Source organism: Paenibacillus agri (genome assembly GCF_013359945.1).
GTDB lineage: Bacteria > Bacillota > Bacilli > Paenibacillales > Paenibacillaceae > Paenibacillus_AQ > Paenibacillus_AQ agri.
Genome location: NZ_JABWCS010000207.1, coordinates 1 through 20903, shown reverse-complemented (window position 1 = coordinate 20903; position 20903 = coordinate 1). Strand labels below are relative to the sequence as shown.

Below are 20903 nucleotides of genomic sequence, written 5' to 3'. Positions count from 1 at the left end.
GCTAATGAATGGGGGCTAACGGACCGTATAGCCGTTATTTGCCGCTATAAAGTTGTTTTGGAGATGTAGTGGACTCAGAAGACGCTATTTCCTTCCAAACAGCGGTTTTTGGACAGGATTTCTCCCCATAACGCCTTTGGAGTCCGTTAGCTTCCTGAATGTTTGAATCTATAGGCAATAAGGTCTCTGGAGTCCGTTCCTTGACGAAGCAAGCACTGATTTTGAGAGATCCCAAATTCCTATACAAAAGATCTATCGAATATAAATATATATCGAAAGGTTTGCGGTATCCCTTTTGTATGCGTCCTGGGCTGGGAATACTGATGAGCATCATGTAGTACAGGGGAATATTCAAATGATCAATAATCAACACAAAATTTTGATGCAAACTATGTTCTCTTATTTGTGTGTAGCAATGGTCGTATCTGCCGGAATAGCAGCATGTTTACTGCGAGGTTTTTTTTTCACGCGAGAAATCTATTTCTTTCTGACAATATGGTTTGTGTTATGCGGCTTGCTTCTTTCACTGAAGCTAGTGCTGCTAGGGAGTGTGGGGAGCAGAGCCAATAATGAGGCGGCAATGATCTACATTGTGCTTCCCGCACCTGTTGTTATTCTTTGTCTGTACGGTATTCATTGGCTGCGCGGTCCATTGTCAGCACAGGCTAACTTTGATGAAATGCTACGGTGGGCGCTATACGCTAGTTTTGCTCTAATTGCCTATAGCAGCGCGGGCAGCAAGGGTGCTGCCCGGCTTTTGCGTGCAAGCTGGCATGGACTTGGCGTGACTCTGTGTCTTAGTGCGTTGCTCCCACTTTGTACTGGTTTGACGCTCCCCTTTAATGTAGCTTACACCAGTGCCCCGGACGTCAGTGTGACAGGCGCACGGCTCGCCGGACTGCTGCAATATCCCAACACGTTCGGCGCGGTCATGGCGGTCTTTCTGCTGGAGCGGCTATTTGCAGTCGCGAGTGGTTATGGCATTGCAGGGAGCGGAGCCGCGCTGCAGCGTGGGTCGCGGCTATTTTCTCATGAGGTCAAGTTGCTGCGCCAGCAGCGGCTATTCACGTATGCCGCCAGGCTATTGCGCAAGTTGCCGCTATTTCCTCACGCGGCCAAGCTGCAGTGTCAGCAGCGGCTATTCTCGTATACCGCCAAGCTGCAGCGCCAGCTACCGCTATTTCCGTACGCCACCGCGCTGCTGCTCAGCGAGTCGCGCGGCGCATGGCTGGCGGCGGCTTGCGCCTGCGCCGCCGTTCTGGCGTTGAAGCGGCGGCTTATCGCGCCGCTTCTACTTACAGGCGCCGCGCCCGTGGCCTGCGCGGCGCTGTTCTACCGCCAACTGGCCGCTGCCGGCCTGGCGGTAAAGCCCTTGCCCGGCCTGCTGCTGCTGGCCGGGTGCTGGGCCGGCGCTGTGCTAGCCGGCCTATGGCTGGAGCGCCGCTGGCACAGCACGGCGGGGCGCTCCCGGGCCGCGCTGCTGGCACTCGCGGCCGCGGGCTGGACGGCGGGGGGCACCGCCGTCCTGATGTACATGAGCGCGCGTATCACCGGACCGTCGTCCACGGTCGCCGCGCGCGGCCTGTTGTACCGCGATGCCCTGCGCCTCGCGGGGGAAGCGCTCTGGCTGGGGCGCGGGGGCGGAACCTGGCGCAATATGTATCTCGCCATTCAGTCCCGTCCCTATGTTGGCAGCCAGACCCATAACGGCTACCTTGATCTGCTGCTGAACCTGGGCGGGGTAGGTCTGGCAGTAGTTCTGGTCCTGCTGCTGGCAACGGCATGTTCTTTAAGAGCGACACCGCATCTGTTGGCACCGTTCCTGGTCCTCGTTCTGCATAGTGCCGTTGATTTTGATTGGAGCTATGGCCTGGTCTGGCTGCTGCTATTCTGGTTGCCAGCGTTGGCTGTCTCCCCAAGAGAAGGAATGGCAGTCTCGTTGCGTCCAATGCCATACAGCCTGCTCCGAAAGCATTCTCGCTGGATAGCAGGAGGATTAGTGTGCAGTCTTCTCTTGATGCTAGGGCTCAGCTCATTCCGTGCAGACCGGGGAGCATTATTATATCGTGCAGCGCTTTACGCTCCTAGGCCTGCGGAGAAGGTAAGGTTGTTGGAACAATCCATGAACTGGAATCCGCGCTCTACCGAGACACGGCTTGAGCTTTCAAGGCTGGTGCCAGACCGGCAGCGCGAAGCGCTATTGCGGACCGGCCTTCAGGAATCGCCAGACCATGCAGGCCTGAACTGGGAAATGGCAGAGCTATATATGGAGAAAAACGAGCCAGAAGCTGCGGTATATTGGATTCGTAAAGCCCTGCAGAGTGATACTTATAACTACTTCAAATGGACTAAGGCTATAGAAGGAATATGGGAGTTGGGCCATAACAAATTTCAGACTGGGGATAAAGAAGATGCCGTGCGGATCGCTGTCACCGGTATGGAATTACTGCAACAATACAGGTTTCTTGAATTGCACAGTGGGGGAAAGGGGAATGACCGACATTTCCGAATGACTGCACGAGCTGAAGTGGCAGGTCAGAAGCTGCAATGGCTGGCGACAAAAAGTCAGCAGGTCGCTCGGAAGAACCCTCCGAACCCGTAGCCGCCGCCAAGTTTAGCATCAACGCTCTGGTTTTGTTTGTGATATAAAAAAAGCAGTAACAATCCCTAATGGGTAGGCGTATAATGCCACACCCTAGACTGCTGCTGCTTTGAACTATTGTTTACCCTGAGATACGACGATCTAAAGACTGAACGTAAGGCCCGGTCGTTACTAGGATGAACGCCTGAACTTCTAGCCGCCTATTGTCTCCAGCGTCCATGAGATTATACCGCACATGTGAATAGAATTCAGAGAGCGCTGCGTCGGATTCGAGCGCAATCTCATGCCAATACTAGACCTTCAGCCGCTGTGCCAACATCCATGAATAAGCGACCGGAATGAGGGTAGTCAACACCAAAGCTGTCACAATCACTACCGTGTTCCATATTCCCCCTGTAAATATAGCTCCAATCATCAGCAGTCCGCCAATTACCCAGAGGCCGCCTGCCAAACGATGCGTTTTGCGCCACACCTCGGGATTATGCAGGGTCCATGGGGTATGTAGGCCAATGAAGTAGTTGTCTTTGACCTGAGGCATATAATTTCCAATAATGATAAACAGAATGCCGACCGCACCAATCGCAATTTTTCCTACAGGAAGATTGATGTTGAGTCCATACATGATGACCAGTACAAAAATAAAGTCGAACAGCAGGGCCATGGCCAGACGTGTCATGGCATAGGCATTTTCAAATTTCGCATAGTTTTCTTTTCTCGGATCAATGCTGCGTATAAAATGCATTAACAGTGGCATGAGTAAGCCGAGTAATCCGAGGCAGGCAATCGCGGAATCCTTACTCCAATACCGGTTAACTTCTCCCGTAACCCCGAATTGGGCTGGAAGCTGGTCCGGCAGAGCGTTGTAATTGAATAACGCAAAACAAAGTGAGGCCAGACCCAACACTACAATAAGCGTATCCTGCCATTTCCATTTGATGTTTCTCATCTTTCATCCTCCTTAGTCGCATGATTACGTTTGCTTGCTTTCTGGAGTGTGCCTGGAGTTTGTGTACTTTCCTGCTTGCCCGTCCCCGTCATCTCCAGCAGCCAGCCGACAACCTCATCAAGAACAGTGGTGTTCAGGGTGTACAGAATAAACTGGCCCTGACGCTCATCCTGCACAAGCCCGGCATGTTTAAGGGCATTAAGATGATGCGAGATGCTTGGCTTCGAGACGTTAAAATAATCGGCTATCTCACCGGCGGTCCTGTTCTTCTCCCGCAACAGACGGATAATTTGGCGGCGGGTAGGATCAGCCAGTGCTTTAAAGGATTCATTCATGTCTATCCGACCCTTCGATATTTAAATAATTATCTAAATATATAATAGCGATAATTTACCTGTTCTGTCAATCACCCAGTCGTCTATTTTGCGTGATGCACTGAGTAGGTCCACCATGTGTTCTGGAGATTCATTTTCCTGTAAGTAGAAGTTGTATCCTTCCATATGCTAGAATAGGCTAAGAGAAGACTGGCTACATAGAGCATAGCGATGCAGTGAGCCCTGCCGCCTATGCAAATAAAGGGAGGAGGAGCGCCAACATGCATGTTATCTCTGATCTGATCTCGAATCTTTTTGAATGGATTCAGAGCCTTGGCTACTTCGGGATTATGATCGGATTAATGATGGAAGTAATTCCGAGTGAAATTGTTCTGGCTTATGGAGGCTATCTGGTTTGGACGGGAGATATTAATTACTTTGGTGCAGTGGTATTCGGAACCATCGGCGGCGTTATTGCCCAGATTTTCGTATACTGGATCGGCCGTTACGGCGGCAGACCTGTACTGGAGAAGTACGGAAAGTACATTTTCATCTCCAAAAAGCACATTGATCACTCCGAAGAGTGGTTCAATAAATATGGGACAGGCGTTATTTTCACAGCCCGGTTTATTCCGGTTGTACGCCATGCCATATCCGTACCTGCCGGAATCACCCGGATGCCACTGGGTAAGTTCACATTTCTGACCACGCTTGCCGTTATCCCATGGAGTGCATTATTTGTATACTTGGGTATGACGCTAGGCGATAAGTGGAAGAACATTGATGAAGTCGCTGCGAAGTATACTCACGAAATTATTCTAGGTGCTATTGCCCTTATTGTTATTTATTTTGTATTCAAGTGGTACCAATCCAAGAAGAAGAGAGGGAATGCAGCATGAAGCAAAATGTAGCTACTAAATTTGGTCAAGGCCTCACGCCCCGTCAATTCGTTGAGGGTATGACCCGCAATCAGCAGGATTTCGAAGCCTGGTATGAGAAGTTTGCCTGGGAAGACGAGAGCGACCGGGAATTTTTCGAGAGCCTGAATCACCGCGATGATTTGCGTGTACTCATTCTGGCAGCGGATTGGTGCGGCGATGTTGTGCGCAATGTTCCTGCCGTGTTCCGTATCCTTGAAACCGCGGGAATCAAGACCGAAGTACTCATTTTAGAGGAAAATCAGGACTTGATGGACAACTTCCTGACCATGGGCGGTCGTTCGGTGCCAATCGTTATCTTCGCCGATACAGGCGGCTATGTGCTTGGTCATTGGGGACCTCGTCCTGAGCATGTACAACGTCTGATGAGAGAGTTCAAACAGGAAAATCCTGACCGGGAAGCTGCTGATTATGACAGCAAAATCGGGGACGTTCGCAAGGCAATGGGTCAAGCCTACGGGGAAGGAACGGAATCCCACGCCATTATCGCCAAAGAGCTGCGTGGCCTGATTTCCGGTTTCTAAAAATCATGCTTAATATTCGTTCATTTACACTTGGCCCGCTTCAGACCAACGCTTATCTGCTCACAGGGGCTGATCCAGCACGGGGCATCATTATCGATCCCGGTATGAATCCTGCTGCACTGGTACGAAGCATCGAGGGGATGGAGATTGAGGCGATCTTGCTGACACATGCCCATTTTGACCATATGGGCGGCGTGGATGAAATCCGCAAGCTGAAGAACTGCCCTGTCTATCTGCACCCCTTGGAGAGTCAGTGGCTGGAGAATCCCAAGCTGAACGGTTCACTGATGTGGCCGAATCTGTCCTCTCCTTTAACCACAGCTCCAGCGGAATATGATCTAGGAGAAGGTCAGGTTCTGGACTTGATAGGACATACTTTCCGTGTCTTCCATACCCCAGGCCATTCTCCCGGCAGCGTAAGCTTTCTGTGTGGAGATGACCTGTTCTCCGGTGATGTGCTGTTCAAGCTTGGAGTAGGGCGTACCGATCTAACTGGTGGGCGGGAACGTGATTTGTTTGATTCCATTCGGGGCAAGCTGTACCGGCTGGATGGAGAGGTCAAGGTATATCCGGGTCACGGCTCACGGACAACGATCGGGTTCGAGCGCGAGAACAATCCATACGTATCTTTATAAGTCTATCATTCCAGAAGTACTGACAAAAATCGGGAAAATACAGATGGACAAGAGAATACAAACTTGCTACAATATTGTTAATTAAATGTAATATTTACCTCGCGAAGCACGCAGACTGTGGAATAATCCCGGTTTGCGTTCTTTTTTTGTCTACATATGGGTTTGAATTTGATTTACATAGTAGGGAGGGCTTGAATTGAAGGATGATATGTCGGGGCACTTGGACTACGGATTCCCCAGATCTCAAGGTACATATGAGCACTTTTGCAGCAAGAACTGCCGCTTTTTTTCGGAGTGTCCGGAGAAAGGCGGCTTTTGTTCATTCATGGAGTACAGACAGAACGTAGGAGAAGAAGAGGCTACTGTTACGTCAGAGAATTTGGTTAGGGAGGCCTGTTTGAGCAGGGACTACGAAAGCGCTCAGGGGGGAAGCATAACGGATCGTCGTCGTGGGAGAGAAACGTTGTTCTGGTGTTTTCCTGCCGGGAAAGGCTCGATCCAGCCTTGGCGGCGCAAGCTTTGGGAGTACCAGAATAAATTATGAGTCGCTGATTGAACGATCTTTCCTCGCTAATCGTATTATATTTGCTAACAATTTTTATGGAGGAGGGGACCATGGACGATCTAATGAAGGAAAGGGTACGGCAGGCTCAGCAGGGTGATGTTTCATCACTTGCGGTGCTTCTCCGTGAACATTATACCTTTCTGTACAAATATTTGATCAAAGTGACCATGGACCCTTTGCTGGCGGAGGAAATTGCCCAGGATACCATGGTCAGATGCATGGAGAAAATCCGGGCCTACAATGGCTCCTCATCTTTTTCCTCCTGGCTGATTACTATTGCGACTCGGCTTTATATTGACCGGAAACGACGCTGGAAACGTGAGGAGCGATGGAAGCGGCAGGAACAGGGGGTTCGCTCCATCCGCTGGCAGTTTGAGAGCAAGGATGAGGAATGGAGCGACGTGCTGGATGCATTATCCAGATTACCTTCCGCTCAGAGGATAGCGGTCCTGCTGAAGCATTATTACGGTTACAGCTATGAAGAGATCGGAGAGATTTTGCAGATTCCTGCTGGTACGGTCAAATCACGGGTAGCCTATGGCCTGAATCAATTACGAAAGGAGCTGAGAGAAGACAATGAATAAGAATGACGAGCAGGAGGCGTTATTGCACAAACTTACTAGGGAGATGGGTCGTCTGGATGTGCAGTATGATATTCCCCCTCCATCCCTCAGAGCGCTGGAATCTTTAATTGTGGCAGAGGAACAATCGAGACGAAAGAAGACTCGCAAGGAGAGGCTGCTTTTCTGTATCGTCTCAGTGATTCTGCTCAGCTCTACATTAGCTTTACTTGGTTACGTGCCAGTAATCTATCTGACCCTTCAAGGAATTATACCGCTAGCCGCATTAGTAGGTCTGACGGTATCACGCTTCCGGCGCTGGAAAGAGGGTGCCAGGGAATGAACGAGCTGCAGGATGTGCCGCTATGGATATGGATCGTTGTGGCCGTTTGTTTATTTTTGCAAGGGAACTTGCTTTTTCGGGATGCAAAGCGAAGAGGCAAGATGGCCTGGTTCTGGGGGTTATGGGGGATTACCGGAGTCCCAACACCAACAGTTGTGTATCTGCTGTTCGTTGTTTTACCGGAATCCAGAAGACGAGGAGCCAATGGAAAGTAACAATGAAGGAGAGTGGCGCTATGGAGAGAGTGAATTGGGGGCTCATATTACCACTTCTGGCACTGCAAGTATTACTTGCGGTAATCGGTTTAATTTCACTTTGGAAAGCGGAGAACGTCCGGGGGCCCAAGTGGCTCTGGATCATCATTATTGTAGCCGGGAATTTATTGGGCAGTATAGCGTATTTCACGGTCGGTAGGAGGGAGATATGATGCAGCCGTTACTTCAAGTCTCGAATTTGCGCAAAAGCTACGGCAGGCACCTCTCTGTGGGTGGGATCAGCTTTGAGATTGCCCAAGGAAGCTGTGTCGCGCTGCTCGGACCTAATGGTGCCGGGAAGACAACGACGCTGCGCATGATTGCCGGCCTGCTCCCGCCATCAGCGGGAAGCATCGGCTTCACAGGGAGTTACCAAGGAGGAGATTTCCGGCGGGAACTGGGATATCTACCTCAATCGCCAGCTTTTTACGGCTGGATGAGCGGTCAGGAATACGTTGTCTTTGCTGCCAAGCTCGCGGGAATGAACAGGAAGGAAGCTGAAGGCAAGGCTAAGGCCGCATTGGAACGGGTGGGGCTGAAAGCTGCCGCACGCCGCCGCATCGCCGGGTACTCTGGCGGAATGAAGCAGCGTTTGGGTCTGGCACAGGCGCTTGTGCACCGTCCCCGCTTACTGCTGCTTGATGAGCCGGTATCGGCGCTTGACCCCATTGGCCGACGGGAGGTCATGGAACTGCTGCGTGAAATCCGGGAAGAGACAACCATCGTTTTTTCCACCCATGTGCTTCACGATGCGGAAGAAGTATGTGACGAGATTATAGTGATGAAGGATGGATTGATTGCAGAGCAGGGAGCATTGTCCGTGCTGCGTTCCAAGTACAGTCAGCCAGTCATAACGGTTCGTACGGAGAAGAATGCAGAGGCTATCCAGTGGTTAAACTCCGTTGGCGCCAAGCCCTTTATATTGGAGGCACGTCTTAATGGAGAGCATGCTGTGTTCAATGTGGACAATTTGAAGCAAGCACGTCATACCATTCTGAAGGAAGCTGCCGCTTCTAACATCCCTCTTCTGCAATTCGAAGCAGGTTCTTCCACGCTTGAGGATATGTTCATGAAGGTGGTCGGGGGATGAGAAATACATGGATTGTTTATCAAAAAGAAATGCTGGAAACAGCTCGGACTTATAAACTAATCTGGATACCTGTGGTCTTTATTCTGCTGGGAGCTATGCAGCCTATAATAACCTACTATATGCCGGAAATTTTGCAGGCAGCGAACAATGTCCCTCAAGGGATTTTGGAAGGCTATGTCATGCCAGGTGCAGGCACGGTGATGTCCCAGGCGCTGGGGCAATACAGCACAATCGGAATTCTGGTGCTGGTGCTGGTGGCCATGAATAGCTTGTCCGGAGAACGGTACAACGGTAGTGCAGAACTTGTGTTATCCAAACCTGTGTCACCTGCTGGATTTGTAATTGCTAAGTGGGCGGGGTTGTTTACCATACTGTTTCTTGCATTAGGCTTAGGTGTAGCTAGTGCACTCTATTATACGGAGCAATTGATAGGTTCTCTTCCCTGGATGGATGTCGTAGCGGCAGCCGCACTTTATGGAATATGGCTGTTGTGCGCTCTTTCGCTCACTTTGCTATTCAGTGCTTTTTTGCGTGCGCCTGCCGCTGCATTCCTGTCACTTCTGTCGTCCGCGGGAATGGCACTTGCCGACAGCCTGATGCCATCATGGTTCCAGTGGACACCAGCGGCCCTCCCCGGACTGTCTGCCAGGCTCCTTTCCGAAGGAAGGGAAGCTGTCGGAGTGAACTTAAGTCCTTGTCTGTCGGCAGCGCTGCTCATACTCTTTTGTGTGGCCGGGGCTTCTACGCTAATGGGCAGGAATAAATTACCGAAATGAGAGCGATGACACTGCAGCCAAGACTTTTTGCCAATCCCTAAGCATATTATGGAAAAAAGCTTGTGTGCTTCCTCCTTCCGCTAGACAGCTCTATTATTTTTTAGTAGACTGATGAAATAAGCAAAATCATCATAGATTTTGAGCCAGGAGGTAGGGCGATGCTGCGTTTAGGAGAGAAGATTGTCATTGTCGCGGACGCTTTCGAGCAGGGTCTTCCTATCGGGGACTACGGCTACCTGATTGCTTACGATCGCAATCCCGATAATGCGTTTGATTATGTCATTCGAGTTCCCCAGGCGAACCGGAATTTTTATGTTCCGGCAGAGGATATTGAAGCAGAAGAAGTTTTGCTGACTGTCGAAGCCGAGCGGGCGACGCATGAAGCGTTGATCGATTATGCCTTGTCCACGCATAATGAGAAGCTGTTCCATTATTTAATGAACGGCGATGCAACCGATGCGGAAGAGATAGAGACCACAACCAAAGAGAGTCTGTCCCAGGCGGAATTCATTAAGCAAGTGAATCTCCGGGCTTGGATTTAAGAAGGGCCGGCGCAAGCCGGCTTTTTTAACATGCCTGAGGCGTAGTACAAGCACATTGAATTGTCCAGGCTTCTACAATATAATTAAAAACGTTATCCGGGCGCTTTAGCCCTTTAATCAGGAGGGATGTTTGTTATGAGCATTACTGTCAAAGATGTGCAGCATGTGGCCAAGCTGGCTCGCCTGCAGTTAAGCCCGGAAGAAGAGGCAACCTTTACCGAACAAATGAATGCCATTTTACAATATGCAGAGAAGCTCAATGAGCTTGACACAGAAAATGTGAAGCCAACCACTCACGTGCTTCAGGTAAGCAATGTCATGCGCGACGATGTTGTGAAGGACAGCTTGTCTCAGGAAGAGGCGCTGCTTAACGCGCCAGATCAGGAAGACGGACAATTCAAGGTACCAGCGGTACTGGAATAACTACACCTATTAAGAAGGAGGAAGAATCTTGAGCCTGTTTCAATATCGATTGCCAGAAGTACATAACATGCTTAACAACAAGGAGATTTCTGTCAGTGAGTTGACTGAAGAATCGTTGTCCGCCATCGCTGAGCGGGATGCGCGCGTGCATGCTTTTTTGACGTTAAATGAAGAGGGCGCACGTGCTGCGGCACGCTCTCTGGATGACAAACTTGCCTCGGGCGCGGCACGCGGTCTGCTGTTCGGCCTCCCGGCAGGAATTAAGGACAACATTTCTACCAAGGGATTGCGTACGACTTGTGCCAGCCAATTCCTGACCAATTTCCAACCGGTCTACGATGCTACTGTAGCCGACAAACTGCGTCAGGCTGACGCTGTAACCATCGGCAAGCTGAATATGGACGAGTTCGCTATGGGCGGCTCCAATGAGAACTCAAGCTTTGGTCCTGTGCGCAATCCGTGGGATCTTGAACGCGTTCCCGGCGGCTCCAGTGGCGGTTCCGCTGCTGCTGTCGCAGCTGGCGAAGTTTTCTTCGCACTTGGCTCCGACACCGGTGGTTCCATTCGCCAACCCGCTTCATACTGCGGCGTAGTAGGTCTTAAACCGACCTATGGCCTAGTGTCGCGTTATGGCTTGGTGGCTTTCGCCTCCTCGCTGGATCAGATTGGCCCAATTACTCGCAATGTCGAGGATTCCGCATATGTACTGCAAGCTATTGCTGGATATGATGCCAAGGATTCCACATCCGCTAAAGTGGATATTCCTGATTATTTGAGCTCGCTTACTGGCGATGTATCCGGACTGCGTATTGCAGTACCGAAGGAGTATCTGGGTGAAGGCGTTGATGCTTCTGTTCGCGAGCCGGTTTTGGCAGCACTTAAAGTGCTGGAAAGCCTCGGAGCTACTTGGGATGAAGTATCCTTGCCGCATACCGAATATGCGGTTGCTACCTATTATTTGCTGGCTTCGTCGGAGGCATCCTCCAACCTGGCCCGCTTTGACGGTGTCCGTTATGGCGTTCGTGCGGATGATGGCAGCGGCCTGCTAGACCTGTATCACAACTCCCGCAGTCTTGGCTTTGGGCCAGAAGTGAAGCGCCGGATCATGCTGGGCACCTATGCGCTCAGTTCAGGTTACTACGATGCTTATTATCTGAAAGCTCAGAAGGTAAGAACTCTGATTAAGCAGGACTTTGATGAAATCTTCCAGAAATACGATGTTGTGATCGGGCCGACTGCCCCTACAACAGCATTTAAACTGGGTTCGCAGACCGAAGATCCGCTGACTATGTACCTGAATGATATTTTGACTATTCCTGTAAGTCTGGCCGGTATTCCGGCTGTCAGCGTTCCTTGCGGTTTTGCTGAAGGACTCCCGGTAGGTCTGCAAATTATCGGTAAGGAATTTGACGAAAGCACTGTACTGCGTGTTGCTCACGCATTTGAACAGAATACAGATCATCACAAGCAACGTCCACAGCTCTAATACGGACTTTGAAGCTTACGCTCTGAAGCAAGTTTTGCACAAGATATCTATATAAATTGGACTTGAAAATATACAAGAAGGGAAAAGTGGCGTAGGGGAATTTTGGAACTGTAGGAGCGATGGCGTTCGCCTAAAAGCTTTCCGAAGGAAAGCTCGCATCGGAAGCATAGGCTTTCCGGATTTTATCCGCGAAAAGCGGTACAATCCTGAGAAATCTGCAGACAACAGCGGCCGAAAGTCCAAACATTCTCTGGAGTCACGGCTCATCCCATAGTAGAAAAATCACAAGTTCAATCTATATAGTGAAGAATAGGCTCACAAAACTTTTAAGGGAATGAGATAACTTATGTCTAAATATGAAACGGTTATCGGACTGGAAGTCCATGTGGAGCTTCATACAAAGTCCAAAATCTTTTGCGGCTGCTCCACCGAATTCGGCGCTCCGCCTAACACGCACACTTGTCCAGTCTGCCTGGGCCATCCCGGCGTTCTGCCGGTACTGAACCGCCAAGCGGTGGATTATGCAATGAAGGCCGCAATGGCGCTGAATTGTACCATTGGTGACGTTAGCAAATTTGACCGTAAAAACTATTTTTATCCCGATTCGCCGAAGGCTTATCAGATTTCCCAGTTCGATCAGCCGATTGGTCTGAACGGCTGGATTGATATCGAAGTGAATGGGGAGACCAAGCGGATTGGCATTACCCGACTGCATCTGGAGGAAGACGCCGGTAAGCTGACCCACGTGGACGGCGGCTATGCATCACTTGTTGATTTCAACCGGGTGGGTACGCCACTGATTGAAATTGTCTCTGAGCCGGAGCTGAGATCACCAGAAGAAGCACGGGCTTACCTGGAAAAAATCCGGGCGATCATGCAATATTGCGATGTATCTGATGTGAAGATGGAAGAGGGCTCGATGCGTTGTGATGCGAATATCAGCTTGCGTCCGTACGGACAAGCTGAGTTTGGCATCCGGGCCGAGCTTAAGAACATGAACTCCTTCCGTGGTGTATTACGCGGATTGGAGTACGAGGAATACCGTCAGGCTGAGATTCTCGACGACGGTGGTGTTGTTGTACAGGAGACGCGCCGCTGGGATGAAGCTCAAGGCAAGACCTTGTCCATGCGCGGTAAGGAAGAGGCGCATGATTACCGCTACTTCCCGGACCCGGATCTAATTGTTCTTCATATTGATGAAGCATGGAGAGAATCCATTCGCGCGGGTATCCCTGAGCTTCCCGATGCACGAAAAGCTCGTTACAGCGAGGAATTCGGACTTCCGGCTTACGATGCTGGTGTAATTACCTCATCCAAGCCGCTGGCTGATTTCTTCGAGGGAAGTCTGGCATATACCCAGGATGCCAAGGCTGTAGCCAACTGGATCATGGGTGACTTGCTGGGTTATTTGAACAGCAACAATCTGGAGCTGTCTCAAGTGAAGATCACCCCTCAGGGTCTCGGCGAGATGATCGGCCTTATTGCGGGTGGAACCATCAGCAACAAGATTGCCAAGACCGTCTTCAAGGAAATGCTGGAATCCGGCAAACTGCCTGGAGCTATCGTTGAGGAGAAGGGACTTGTACAAATCAGCGATGAGGGAGCCATTAAAGGAATCGTTGAAGCCGTTGTTGCGGCCAATCCGCAGTCCGTAGAGGACTATAAAGCGGGCAAGCAAAAAGCGATCGGCTTCCTGGTTGGACAGGTAATGAAAGAAAGTAAAGGCAAAGCAAACCCAGGCCTTGTTAACAAATTGCTGGCTGAGGTTTTAGATAACTGATTGTCTGGTTGTGGGTAATATACTTGTAGCGATATATAACTTGGGGCTTGTCGGCAACGGCAGGCCCTTCGCGGCATATAAGGGGACGGCGGGAATGAATATAACAAGAATTGATCTTCAGGATGAGATGACTGTTGATGATTTATGGAGCCTTCAACACAAGGCATACCGCTTGGAAGCGGAGCTCATCGGATTTCATGAGATTCCTCCACTAATGGAGACGAGGGATATGCTAAGACAATCCCCGGAGATTTTTTACGGCTGTCATGACCACGCCTGTGAGTTGATGGGTGCAGTTGCTGTTGAAGAAGAATCACCTGGCAAGCTGACGATTACCCGGATGATGGTGAACCCGGGCCACTTCCGTAAGGGAGTTGGCAGTGCGCTCTTGGAATACGTATTTGAAAAATACAGTGAGATGGAACAGTTCATCGTTTCCACTGGCAAACTGAACCTTCCTGCGGTTGCCTTGTACACAAAGCATGGATTTGTTCAAGTGGGAGTAGAAGAAGTTGCACCTGGTGTTGAACTGGTCGAGTTTTACCGGAGGGGTCACCTTTGAGGCAGGACAAGGCAATCTTGGAGAGAGGAGGAGCCAGGAATGACAGATAAGCCGGAGTTCGTTCCCGAAGAAGAGCAGAGTGAAGTGGATGTGCAAGAGTCACTTCAGGATGAGGGTCAGCCTAAACGTATTCCGCCCCGGCCCAAACGGCGCAGACGCAAACGTAAATTTATTGCCGGCTTGCTGGCGGCGCTTATTCCCGGGTCCGGGCATATCTACTTTGGGCTGCTTCGCAAAGGGATATCTTTTATCTTTGCAATTCTTTTAGATATTTCTGCATTAATATATTTCTCGTCAATAGGCATGCAGATTAATGTGCCGCTGCTGATCCTGCTGGGGTTATTGATCCCTGTGCTTTATTTCTATAATGTATACGACGTGCTGCAATCTGCAGATCGGATTTTGCGATTTCCAGTGGAACAAGACCCCGGAATTGCTCCTGTGCCCTCCAAACGCCGGACCTTTGTTACTGAGCCTGGCCTATCGTTTGGCCTGATGCTGCTATTTGGCGGGACGCTGCTCTTTCTTTTCCGGCAAAAGCCACCATGGATGCAGTATTTCATCGAGCATCACGTGGAGGCTGCAATCGCAATAGCTTTGGTAGGAGCTGGTTTGTTACTGGGGACTAGGGAGATTGCCAATGGAGCTGCCCTGCGGAGACGGAAGGAGCGCCGGAAGCGTCGCGTTGGGAGATATACAGCTGTTGTTCTGCTAATTAGTGTCGGCATCCTTCTATTCCTCGATTGGAAAGATGGGACGGACCGGATGCTGCTCCTGCTGAAGTGGTGGCCAATGATCCCTGTACTTTGGGGTGTGGAGTACTTGCTTATATATGTCTTTGCCCGCCGTGTGAACGCAAACCATGCTGCAAGAGCGAAGCTTGATCTTAGAGGCCTGTTGTCTGCTATTGTACTGGCGGCGAGTGTCTTTCTTGTTGCGGAGCAGGAACATTATCTGCATTTATGGAACCGTGTGAGCCTCAATTTAACCGCAGCCGCCGTTGATTACGGGGAAGCACAAGGAAGGGAATTTAAGAAGCCCACGCTAATTGTCCCGGTTGAACTTAATACCGCGAAAATCTCAATAGACGGGATCAACGGAGATATCCTGCTGCACCGTGCTCCAGTGCAGAATATTGAGATCAATACTACCGTCTGGGTAGATCAATTAGAAGGTGCGGTGGCTGAAGCAATCTCCGAGCAGTCCTTTGTGGATGTGGTTGAAGGTCCCAATATCAAAATCACCCCCAAAAGCAAAGCCTACGGTGATTCAGGCAAGCGTCAACCGCGAATGAACCTGGATATTTCGTTACCAGAGGACCGACGGTTTGACGTCGAGGTCCGCACTATGAACGGTGGCATAACACTCCAGAATGTAGAAGCGATCAAGGACATTTCCCTGGAGACGGGCAATGGTCAATTGATTCTTCACCGAATCTACGGCGATGTTAAAGGGAAGACGCTGAATGGTGCGGTCCGTGCCAGAGCGGTGCAGGGTAGCGTGGATTTGACGACGAACGGTGGAGATATGAACGCCTGGGATGTGAACGGTGCCTTGAAGCTGTCGACAGTAGTCGGCAATGTCAGCGCTATGAACAGCAATGATAACATTGATCTTTCCAGCAAGAACGGCAATCTGGAGATTGATGGTGCGCCTCTGAAGCTGCATGCAGAATCCCTGAATGGTGGTATTATTGTTCGTTCACCTTCCGTTGGCGGGGACTGGGATATTTACAGCGCAGTGGGTGACATCAGCTTATACCTCCCCGAGACAGGAGATTACAAACTGAGTGGTTCCAGTGGATACGGAGATATCATCTCGGATTTGCCGGGAACGGTTATCGACAAAAAAACAATCTCTGGAGAATCGGGAATGGCAGAATTTAAGCTGCATGTAGAAGGAAACAGCAATCTAAATGTGAGGAAATATTGAATAAAGTAATTTTTCTTATATAATAATAAATATAATGTACTGACCACATTGACAATATTGAAAGAGCGGTCTTACAATTGTAAATATACTTTTACTGAAGTTTTAATTTGAAGGCGGTGGCAATTATGGGTAGTGGCGTACAACATGCATTGGAACAATTAAAGACAACCGGTGTCCGTATTACACCCCAGCGACATGCAATACTTACGTATTTGATGGAAGCGATGAATCATCCGACGGCGGACGATATTTACCGGGCGCTGGAGCCTAAGTTTCCAAGCATGAGCGTGGCAACCGTATATAATAATCTCAAAATGTTCATGGAAGCCGGTATGGTTCGTGAATTGACTTACGGCGATAATTCCAGCAGGTTCGACGCCAATGTCTCGGATCATTATCATGTGATCTGCCAGACATGCGGCAAGATAGAGGATTTCAGTTATCCGCCGCTTCATGATGTGGAACATCGTGCAGCAGAGGAGACGGGATTCAGAATTACGGGACTCCGTATGGAACTTTATGGAGTATGTGAAGAGTGCAATGACAAGAAGATCCAGCAGTAGAATTACAAGCAGCTGAATAGTAAAAGGCGGGAAAGCAAGGCACTTCGGATGATCCGGGAGACCTATGGCCTGTCTGTCCATGACGTGCGGAATCCGGTCAACGGAAGCTGCACGTTTTATTTTTTATAATTTTTTAAAAATATAAGGATATATATGTTTTCGCTATAAATCATCTTTAATATTTCTTTCTCCTGAAACGGATACCGTCCCTTAGAGGAAGGCAAACCGTTTCTACTTGCAGAATCAGGGATTTATTCCAGCGATTTTCGAAACAAAACAGGCATTTAGCGCGTATACTTAAAGTCGGTGCTAGCCGTATTTAACCTTAATTCAAAAATGTTATAGTTGGAGGATGCATCTTGGACAGAAGACATGGACAAAGACATGTTAAAAAACGCGGAAGCTTTTTTCGCCGCCTACTTGGGCTTTTGGTTATCGCAGCTGCAGCTTACTGGGTGGTCTTTTATATAATGCCGAACCGGCAGCATGTGGACCCGGACTGGAAGGGGCTGGAGAGACCTGTATTCGTCAAAGGAGAGCTGACCGGCTACTCCGCCACTGGAACGGGAGATGGCCTTCTTTTACCGCTGCCGCTGCTTCAGGAGTATGTAGATCCGTCTATCCGCTATGAAGCGGCTACGAAATCGGTGATCCTATCAACAGGTAATGAACTTCTTTATATGCAGGAGAACACAACGGATGCCAGTCTCAATAACAAGCCCCTGCAGCTTCGGCTCGCGCCGGAAGTGAAGGGTGGTGTGACTTATCTGCCAACAGCAACGCTTGAGGATTTGTACGGGTTTGAAGTCCAAGAGGACAAGGATACCGGTGCGGTCTTGTTAATGAGTGCAGGAGAATCGGTTCCGCTTGGAAAAGTGAAGGGGGATGCCGGAGGCAAAACAGTTGCCTTGCGTACAGAAGCCACGGTTCATGCACCAATAGTAGCGGACATGCCTCCCGGAGCTCCGGTGAGAATCTGGAAAGAAGCCGAAGAGGGCTGGTTGTATGTGCAGCTGGACAGTGGCTATACGGGATATGCCAAGACGGGCGATATTATCCCTGACGGTGATAAAACCGTTGAGGTGAAGCCAGTGACGCCTTCAAGGGCTGAGCGTAGCTGGAATGGAAAGCCTGTTAACCTCATCTGGGAAGCCGTCTACGAACGCAAGCCAGACCCGAACGCAATCGGCAAGCTGCCGGGTATTAATGTAGTCAGTCCTACCTGGTTCCGGATTGTGGATACCGATGGGAATGTTCGCAGCCAGGCTGACAGCGCTTATGTGCAGTGGGCTCATGCTCAGGGAATGGAAGTATGGGGCCTGCTCAGTAACAGCTTTGAGGCTGATCTGACAACACAAGCTTTGTCCACTTATGAGAAGCGGATGAGGACGATCGTGCAGATGCTGGAATATGCAGATCTGTACAATCTTGACGGGATCAACATAGACTTTGAGAATGTGTATACGAAGGACGGGGAGAACGTTACGCAGTTTATGCGCGAACTGAAGCCGATGGCGCAAGCCAAAAACCTCATCGTATCCATAGACGTCACCCCAAAATCGAACAGTGAAATGTGGTCGTTGTTCCTTGATCGTCGTTCCCTGGGTTCGCTTACGGATTTTCTGATCGTTATGGCGTATGATGAGCATTGGGCAGCTAGTCCCAAAGCGGGATCTGTAGCTTCACTGCCATGGGTCAAGAAAGCGATGAATCGCATTATCGATGAAGATGAGGTACCTCCAGAGAAACTGATCCTTGGTGTGCCTCTGTATACACGGATCTGGACCGAGACTCCAGTGGGTGGCAAGACGAAGGTCAGCTCCAAGGCAGTGAGCATGAATGCAGTGGACAAGATCATCAATGAGAAGAAGTTGAAACCAACTTTTGATGAGAGTGCAGGGCAGAATTATGTAGAGTACAAGGAAGAAGGCGTTCTTCGCAAAATATGGATCGAGGATAAGACGTCGTTGAAGGCTAGAGTGGAGCTTGCCCAGTCCCTCGGACTTGGAGGCATTGGTTCTTGGAACCGTAGCTTTGCTAATCCGTCGGCATGGGAAGCTTTACAGGGAATTCATAAGTAATATTTTGTTAAAATAATCTAAAAAGGGACTCCGGCTAACCGGATGTCCCTTTTTCTATGCATATCTAGTTGGAGTAACATTCAGATGGGGGGTGCAAGCAAGCAAGCAAGCATTTCTAATTCTGGTTAAGCTGCTGTTGTTTAAGCTGTTCTGCAGTAATATTCGCCTGGTTTGGGTCCAGTGTGAGAATGGTGTGACAGAACATGCAGCGGTCGGTTTTGCCGAGCATTTTGGTGAACTTATGACATTCCGGGCATTCTACCTGCACAGCGCTTGTAGAGAGCATGCCAGCCCAGAAATAGATGGCCATACTGGCGACCATCGCAATTAAACCGATTACAAGTCCAATTCCGGCAAATACTTTACCGGCCGGGCCCCAGAATACAATACCAGCAGTCCCCAAAATCATTAGTCCCATTCCAAGCATTGTGAGCAGAAGTCCCCATGTACGGAAAGCGTTGATCTTGGCCGATTTGAATTTCATGAGTATTAACTCCTAACTAAATATAGTTCGGTTGACCAGAAGGAACTAACAGCGATATGTAGAATTACATTACTAAGTAAATTATACCTGAATTATAACTGAATTGACGCAAAATCGCCAAATTTGATGGAGGGAAGTATGGAACTGTCCAATTTGACTTTGTTAAGTGGAGAAACGTTTGATGATAGTGTTCTCGGCGCCGTGGCAATGCGGCGGAAGGGGAACGCTCCTTTTCAGAGTGCGCTACTTCACGATTTTGATATGGTCGTGCTGATGCTGCATGAAGGGCAGGAGAAGGAACGTCTAATTAGCCAGACGATTGCGGGTGAGCGGCACACCCATTCTCTCCACGTAAGCTTGTCTGCTCTCGAACGGGCAGTTATGGCGGGGGATAACAATGAACTTCTTACTAGTTTGATGTCGGGAGAGGTAATCTGGGATCCGAAGGGCATTCTTGAGGACATGCGCAGGGAGATCGCTCAATTTACAGGGTCGCTAAAGGAACGGGTATTGTTTATGGAATTCGCCCGTTTTTTGCATATGTACTTGAAGGCCAAACGCTACCTGGAGGCCTCGTGTATTATGGATGCTTACAATTGTATATTGATGGCACTGTATCATTGGGCACGCATAGAAGTGAGCGAAAGTGGTTGTTTTCCCGAGCCGGCTGTATGGGATCAAGTTAAAAAGATGAACACACCGGTCCATAAGCTGTATGAAGAACTCACTGTAAGCACGGAGACGCTGGAACAAAGAGTGGAGCTGATCTTGTTAGCCTGTGATTTCTCAATCATGTCGAAGATGGTTGATTGTTGTAGTTTACTTCTCTCCATTCTGAAGAGCCGTAAAGAGCCATGGAGCATCGCAGAACTCCTTCAGCATTCAGGTCTAAAACCGCTGGAAGCCGAACTTCCGCTTGTTCTTCGTAAACTTGCCTCCCGTTCACTACTTCGAGAAATTACTTCCTGGGGTGAAGCTAATCCGGGGGAAGGTCATGCTGTTCGCTATACTGTATAGAGATAAGAAGAAGCACGCTGGAACGATATACTATAGATAAAAGCTGTGGGTAGGGAGAGGCGGAGCACTCTCTTTTTTTGTTTGTTGTAGCTTAGGAATGGGGATTGTGAAATAAATATAAATTTATAGTTGACTCATCGCATGAAGATGTGATAAATTATAACTCGTCCCTCTGAGACAGCGATTTGTTGGAAAACAATCGATGAACAACCTGAAAAAAGAAATTAAAAAAAAGGGTTGACGAAAACGAGGGCAACATGTTATAGTATAAGAGTTGCTGCTGAGACATTGAGCGGACAACGAGAACAGCTTGATCTTTGAAAACTGAACAACGAGTGAGTATCGAATTCACGAAAGTGAGTTCAAAAATGAGAATTTTAATTCTCGTCAGATGTTTCAAAATGAGCAATCGCTCTTTTCGATAAGTTTTCGGATGGTTATTTTCTTGAAGTAATTCGAGGAAGTGATCGCTCGAAAAAACCTATT

At 49.3% G+C, this 20903-nt stretch carries 23 protein-coding genes; 20 read left to right on the top strand and 3 right to left on the bottom strand.

Annotated features, from left to right (window positions below; translation table 11 throughout):
• Positions 1–355: 355 nt before the first annotated feature.
• Entirely contained in the window at positions 356–2602 is a 2247-nt protein-coding gene (locus HPT30_RS12480) for an O-antigen ligase family protein (RefSeq protein ID WP_175371718.1), read from the top strand.
• A 292-nt stretch (positions 2603–2894) separates the two neighbouring features.
• Here the strand turns inward: HPT30_RS12480 and HPT30_RS12475 are convergent, their stop codons facing one another.
• Complete coding sequence (locus HPT30_RS12475; protein ID WP_175371717.1) at positions 2895–3548, bottom strand: SdpI family protein; 654 nt, start codon at positions 3546–3548, stop codon at positions 2895–2897.
• Complete coding sequence (locus HPT30_RS12470) at positions 3545–3883, bottom strand: autorepressor SdpR family transcription factor (protein ID WP_175371716.1); 339 nt, start codon at positions 3881–3883, stop codon at positions 3545–3547. Before HPT30_RS12470 ends, HPT30_RS12475 begins: the two co-directional genes overlap by 4 nt.
• A 260-nt stretch (positions 3884–4143) precedes the next feature.
• Here HPT30_RS12470 and uptA point away from each other — a divergent pair, with 260 nt between their 5' ends.
• The 18 genes from uptA to HPT30_RS12380 all read left to right on the top strand — a co-directional run bounded on the left by uptA (position 4144) and on the right by HPT30_RS12380 (position 18916).
• Positions 4144–4761, top strand: a complete 618-nt coding sequence (gene uptA / locus HPT30_RS12465) for an undecaprenyl phosphate transporter UptA (RefSeq protein WP_175371715.1) — start codon at positions 4144–4146, stop codon at positions 4759–4761.
• Positions 4758–5324 (top strand): thioredoxin family protein, encoded by a 567-nt coding sequence (locus HPT30_RS12460; RefSeq protein WP_175371714.1) that lies wholly within the window; start codon positions 4758–4760, stop codon positions 5322–5324. Before uptA ends, HPT30_RS12460 begins: the two co-directional genes overlap by 4 nt.
• Before the next feature lie 2 nt (positions 5325–5326).
• Entirely contained in the window at positions 5327–5959 is a 633-nt protein-coding gene (locus HPT30_RS12455) for an MBL fold metallo-hydrolase (RefSeq protein ID WP_175371840.1), read from the top strand.
• Positions 5960–6284: 325 nt separating this feature from the next.
• Positions 6285–6503, top strand: coding sequence for a hypothetical protein (locus HPT30_RS12450; protein ID WP_175371713.1), 219 nt, complete (start codon positions 6285–6287; stop codon positions 6501–6503).
• A gap of 71 nt (positions 6504–6574) precedes the next feature.
• Entirely contained in the window at positions 6575–7108 is a 534-nt protein-coding gene (gene sigY / locus HPT30_RS12445) for an RNA polymerase sigma factor SigY (protein WP_175371712.1), read from the top strand.
• On the top strand, positions 7101–7427 hold the full coding sequence (locus tag HPT30_RS12440) for a YxlC family protein (RefSeq protein WP_175371711.1): 327 nt from the start codon (positions 7101–7103) through the stop codon (positions 7425–7427). The genes sigY and HPT30_RS12440 overlap by 8 nt, the downstream gene beginning before the upstream one ends.
• Complete coding sequence (locus HPT30_RS12435; RefSeq protein ID WP_175371710.1) at positions 7424–7642, top strand: hypothetical protein; 219 nt, start codon at positions 7424–7426, stop codon at positions 7640–7642. Before HPT30_RS12440 ends, HPT30_RS12435 begins: the two co-directional genes overlap by 4 nt.
• Entirely contained in the window at positions 7549–7854 is a 306-nt protein-coding gene (locus tag HPT30_RS30695; RefSeq protein WP_312876330.1) for a PLD nuclease N-terminal domain-containing protein, read from the top strand. The genes HPT30_RS12435 and HPT30_RS30695 overlap by 94 nt, the downstream gene beginning before the upstream one ends.
• Complete coding sequence (locus tag HPT30_RS12425; RefSeq protein ID WP_175371708.1) at positions 7851–8771, top strand: ABC transporter ATP-binding protein; 921 nt, start codon at positions 7851–7853, stop codon at positions 8769–8771. Before HPT30_RS30695 ends, HPT30_RS12425 begins: the two co-directional genes overlap by 4 nt.
• Positions 8768–9547, top strand: a complete 780-nt coding sequence (locus HPT30_RS12420; RefSeq protein WP_175371707.1) for an ABC transporter permease — start codon at positions 8768–8770, stop codon at positions 9545–9547. Before HPT30_RS12425 ends, HPT30_RS12420 begins: the two co-directional genes overlap by 4 nt.
• A 158-nt stretch (positions 9548–9705) precedes the next feature.
• Positions 9706–10089, top strand: coding sequence for an ATPase (locus HPT30_RS12415; RefSeq protein WP_175371706.1), 384 nt, complete (start codon positions 9706–9708; stop codon positions 10087–10089).
• Positions 10090–10224: 135 nt separating this feature from the next.
• Entirely contained in the window at positions 10225–10512 is a 288-nt protein-coding gene (gatC, locus tag HPT30_RS12410) for an Asp-tRNA(Asn)/Glu-tRNA(Gln) amidotransferase subunit GatC (protein ID WP_175371705.1), read from the top strand.
• Positions 10513–10540: 28 nt separating this feature from the next.
• On the top strand, positions 10541–11998 hold the full coding sequence (gene gatA / locus HPT30_RS12405) for an Asp-tRNA(Asn)/Glu-tRNA(Gln) amidotransferase subunit GatA (RefSeq protein ID WP_066365774.1): 1458 nt from the start codon (positions 10541–10543) through the stop codon (positions 11996–11998).
• A 346-nt stretch (positions 11999–12344) separates the two neighbouring features.
• Positions 12345–13778, top strand: a complete 1434-nt coding sequence (gene gatB, locus HPT30_RS12400) for an Asp-tRNA(Asn)/Glu-tRNA(Gln) amidotransferase subunit GatB (RefSeq protein WP_175371704.1) — start codon at positions 12345–12347, stop codon at positions 13776–13778.
• A gap of 94 nt (positions 13779–13872) precedes the next feature.
• Entirely contained in the window at positions 13873–14340 is a 468-nt protein-coding gene (locus HPT30_RS12395) for a GNAT family N-acetyltransferase (protein WP_175371703.1), read from the top strand.
• Positions 14341–14379: 39 nt separating this feature from the next.
• Positions 14380–16272, top strand: a complete 1893-nt coding sequence (locus HPT30_RS12390; protein ID WP_246317053.1) for a DUF4097 family beta strand repeat-containing protein — start codon at positions 14380–14382, stop codon at positions 16270–16272.
• 125 nt (positions 16273–16397) lie between these two features.
• Positions 16398–16835, top strand: a complete 438-nt coding sequence (gene perR, locus HPT30_RS12385; RefSeq protein ID WP_066365765.1) for a peroxide-responsive transcriptional repressor PerR — start codon at positions 16398–16400, stop codon at positions 16833–16835.
• A gap of 359 nt (positions 16836–17194) precedes the next feature.
• The gene (locus tag HPT30_RS12380) at positions 17195–18916 is read left to right on the top strand and encodes a glycosyl hydrolase family 18 protein (protein ID WP_175371702.1); all 1722 of its coding nucleotides are present in this window, start codon (positions 17195–17197) and stop codon (positions 18914–18916) included.
• A 115-nt stretch (positions 18917–19031) separates the two neighbouring features.
• Here HPT30_RS12380 and HPT30_RS12375 read toward each other — a convergent pair whose 3' ends face one another.
• Positions 19032–19400, bottom strand: a complete 369-nt coding sequence (locus HPT30_RS12375; protein ID WP_175371701.1) for a DUF2614 family zinc ribbon-containing protein — start codon at positions 19398–19400, stop codon at positions 19032–19034.
• 138 nt (positions 19401–19538) lie between these two features.
• On the opposite strand from HPT30_RS12375, the gene HPT30_RS12370 reads away from it, so the two are divergent.
• Positions 19539–20417 carry a nucleotidyltransferase-like protein gene (locus HPT30_RS12370; RefSeq protein WP_175371700.1) on the top strand — a complete coding sequence of 293 codons (879 nt, stop codon included), beginning with the start codon at positions 19539–19541 and terminating at the stop codon, positions 20415–20417.
• The last annotated feature ends 486 nt before the right edge of the window (positions 20418–20903 follow it).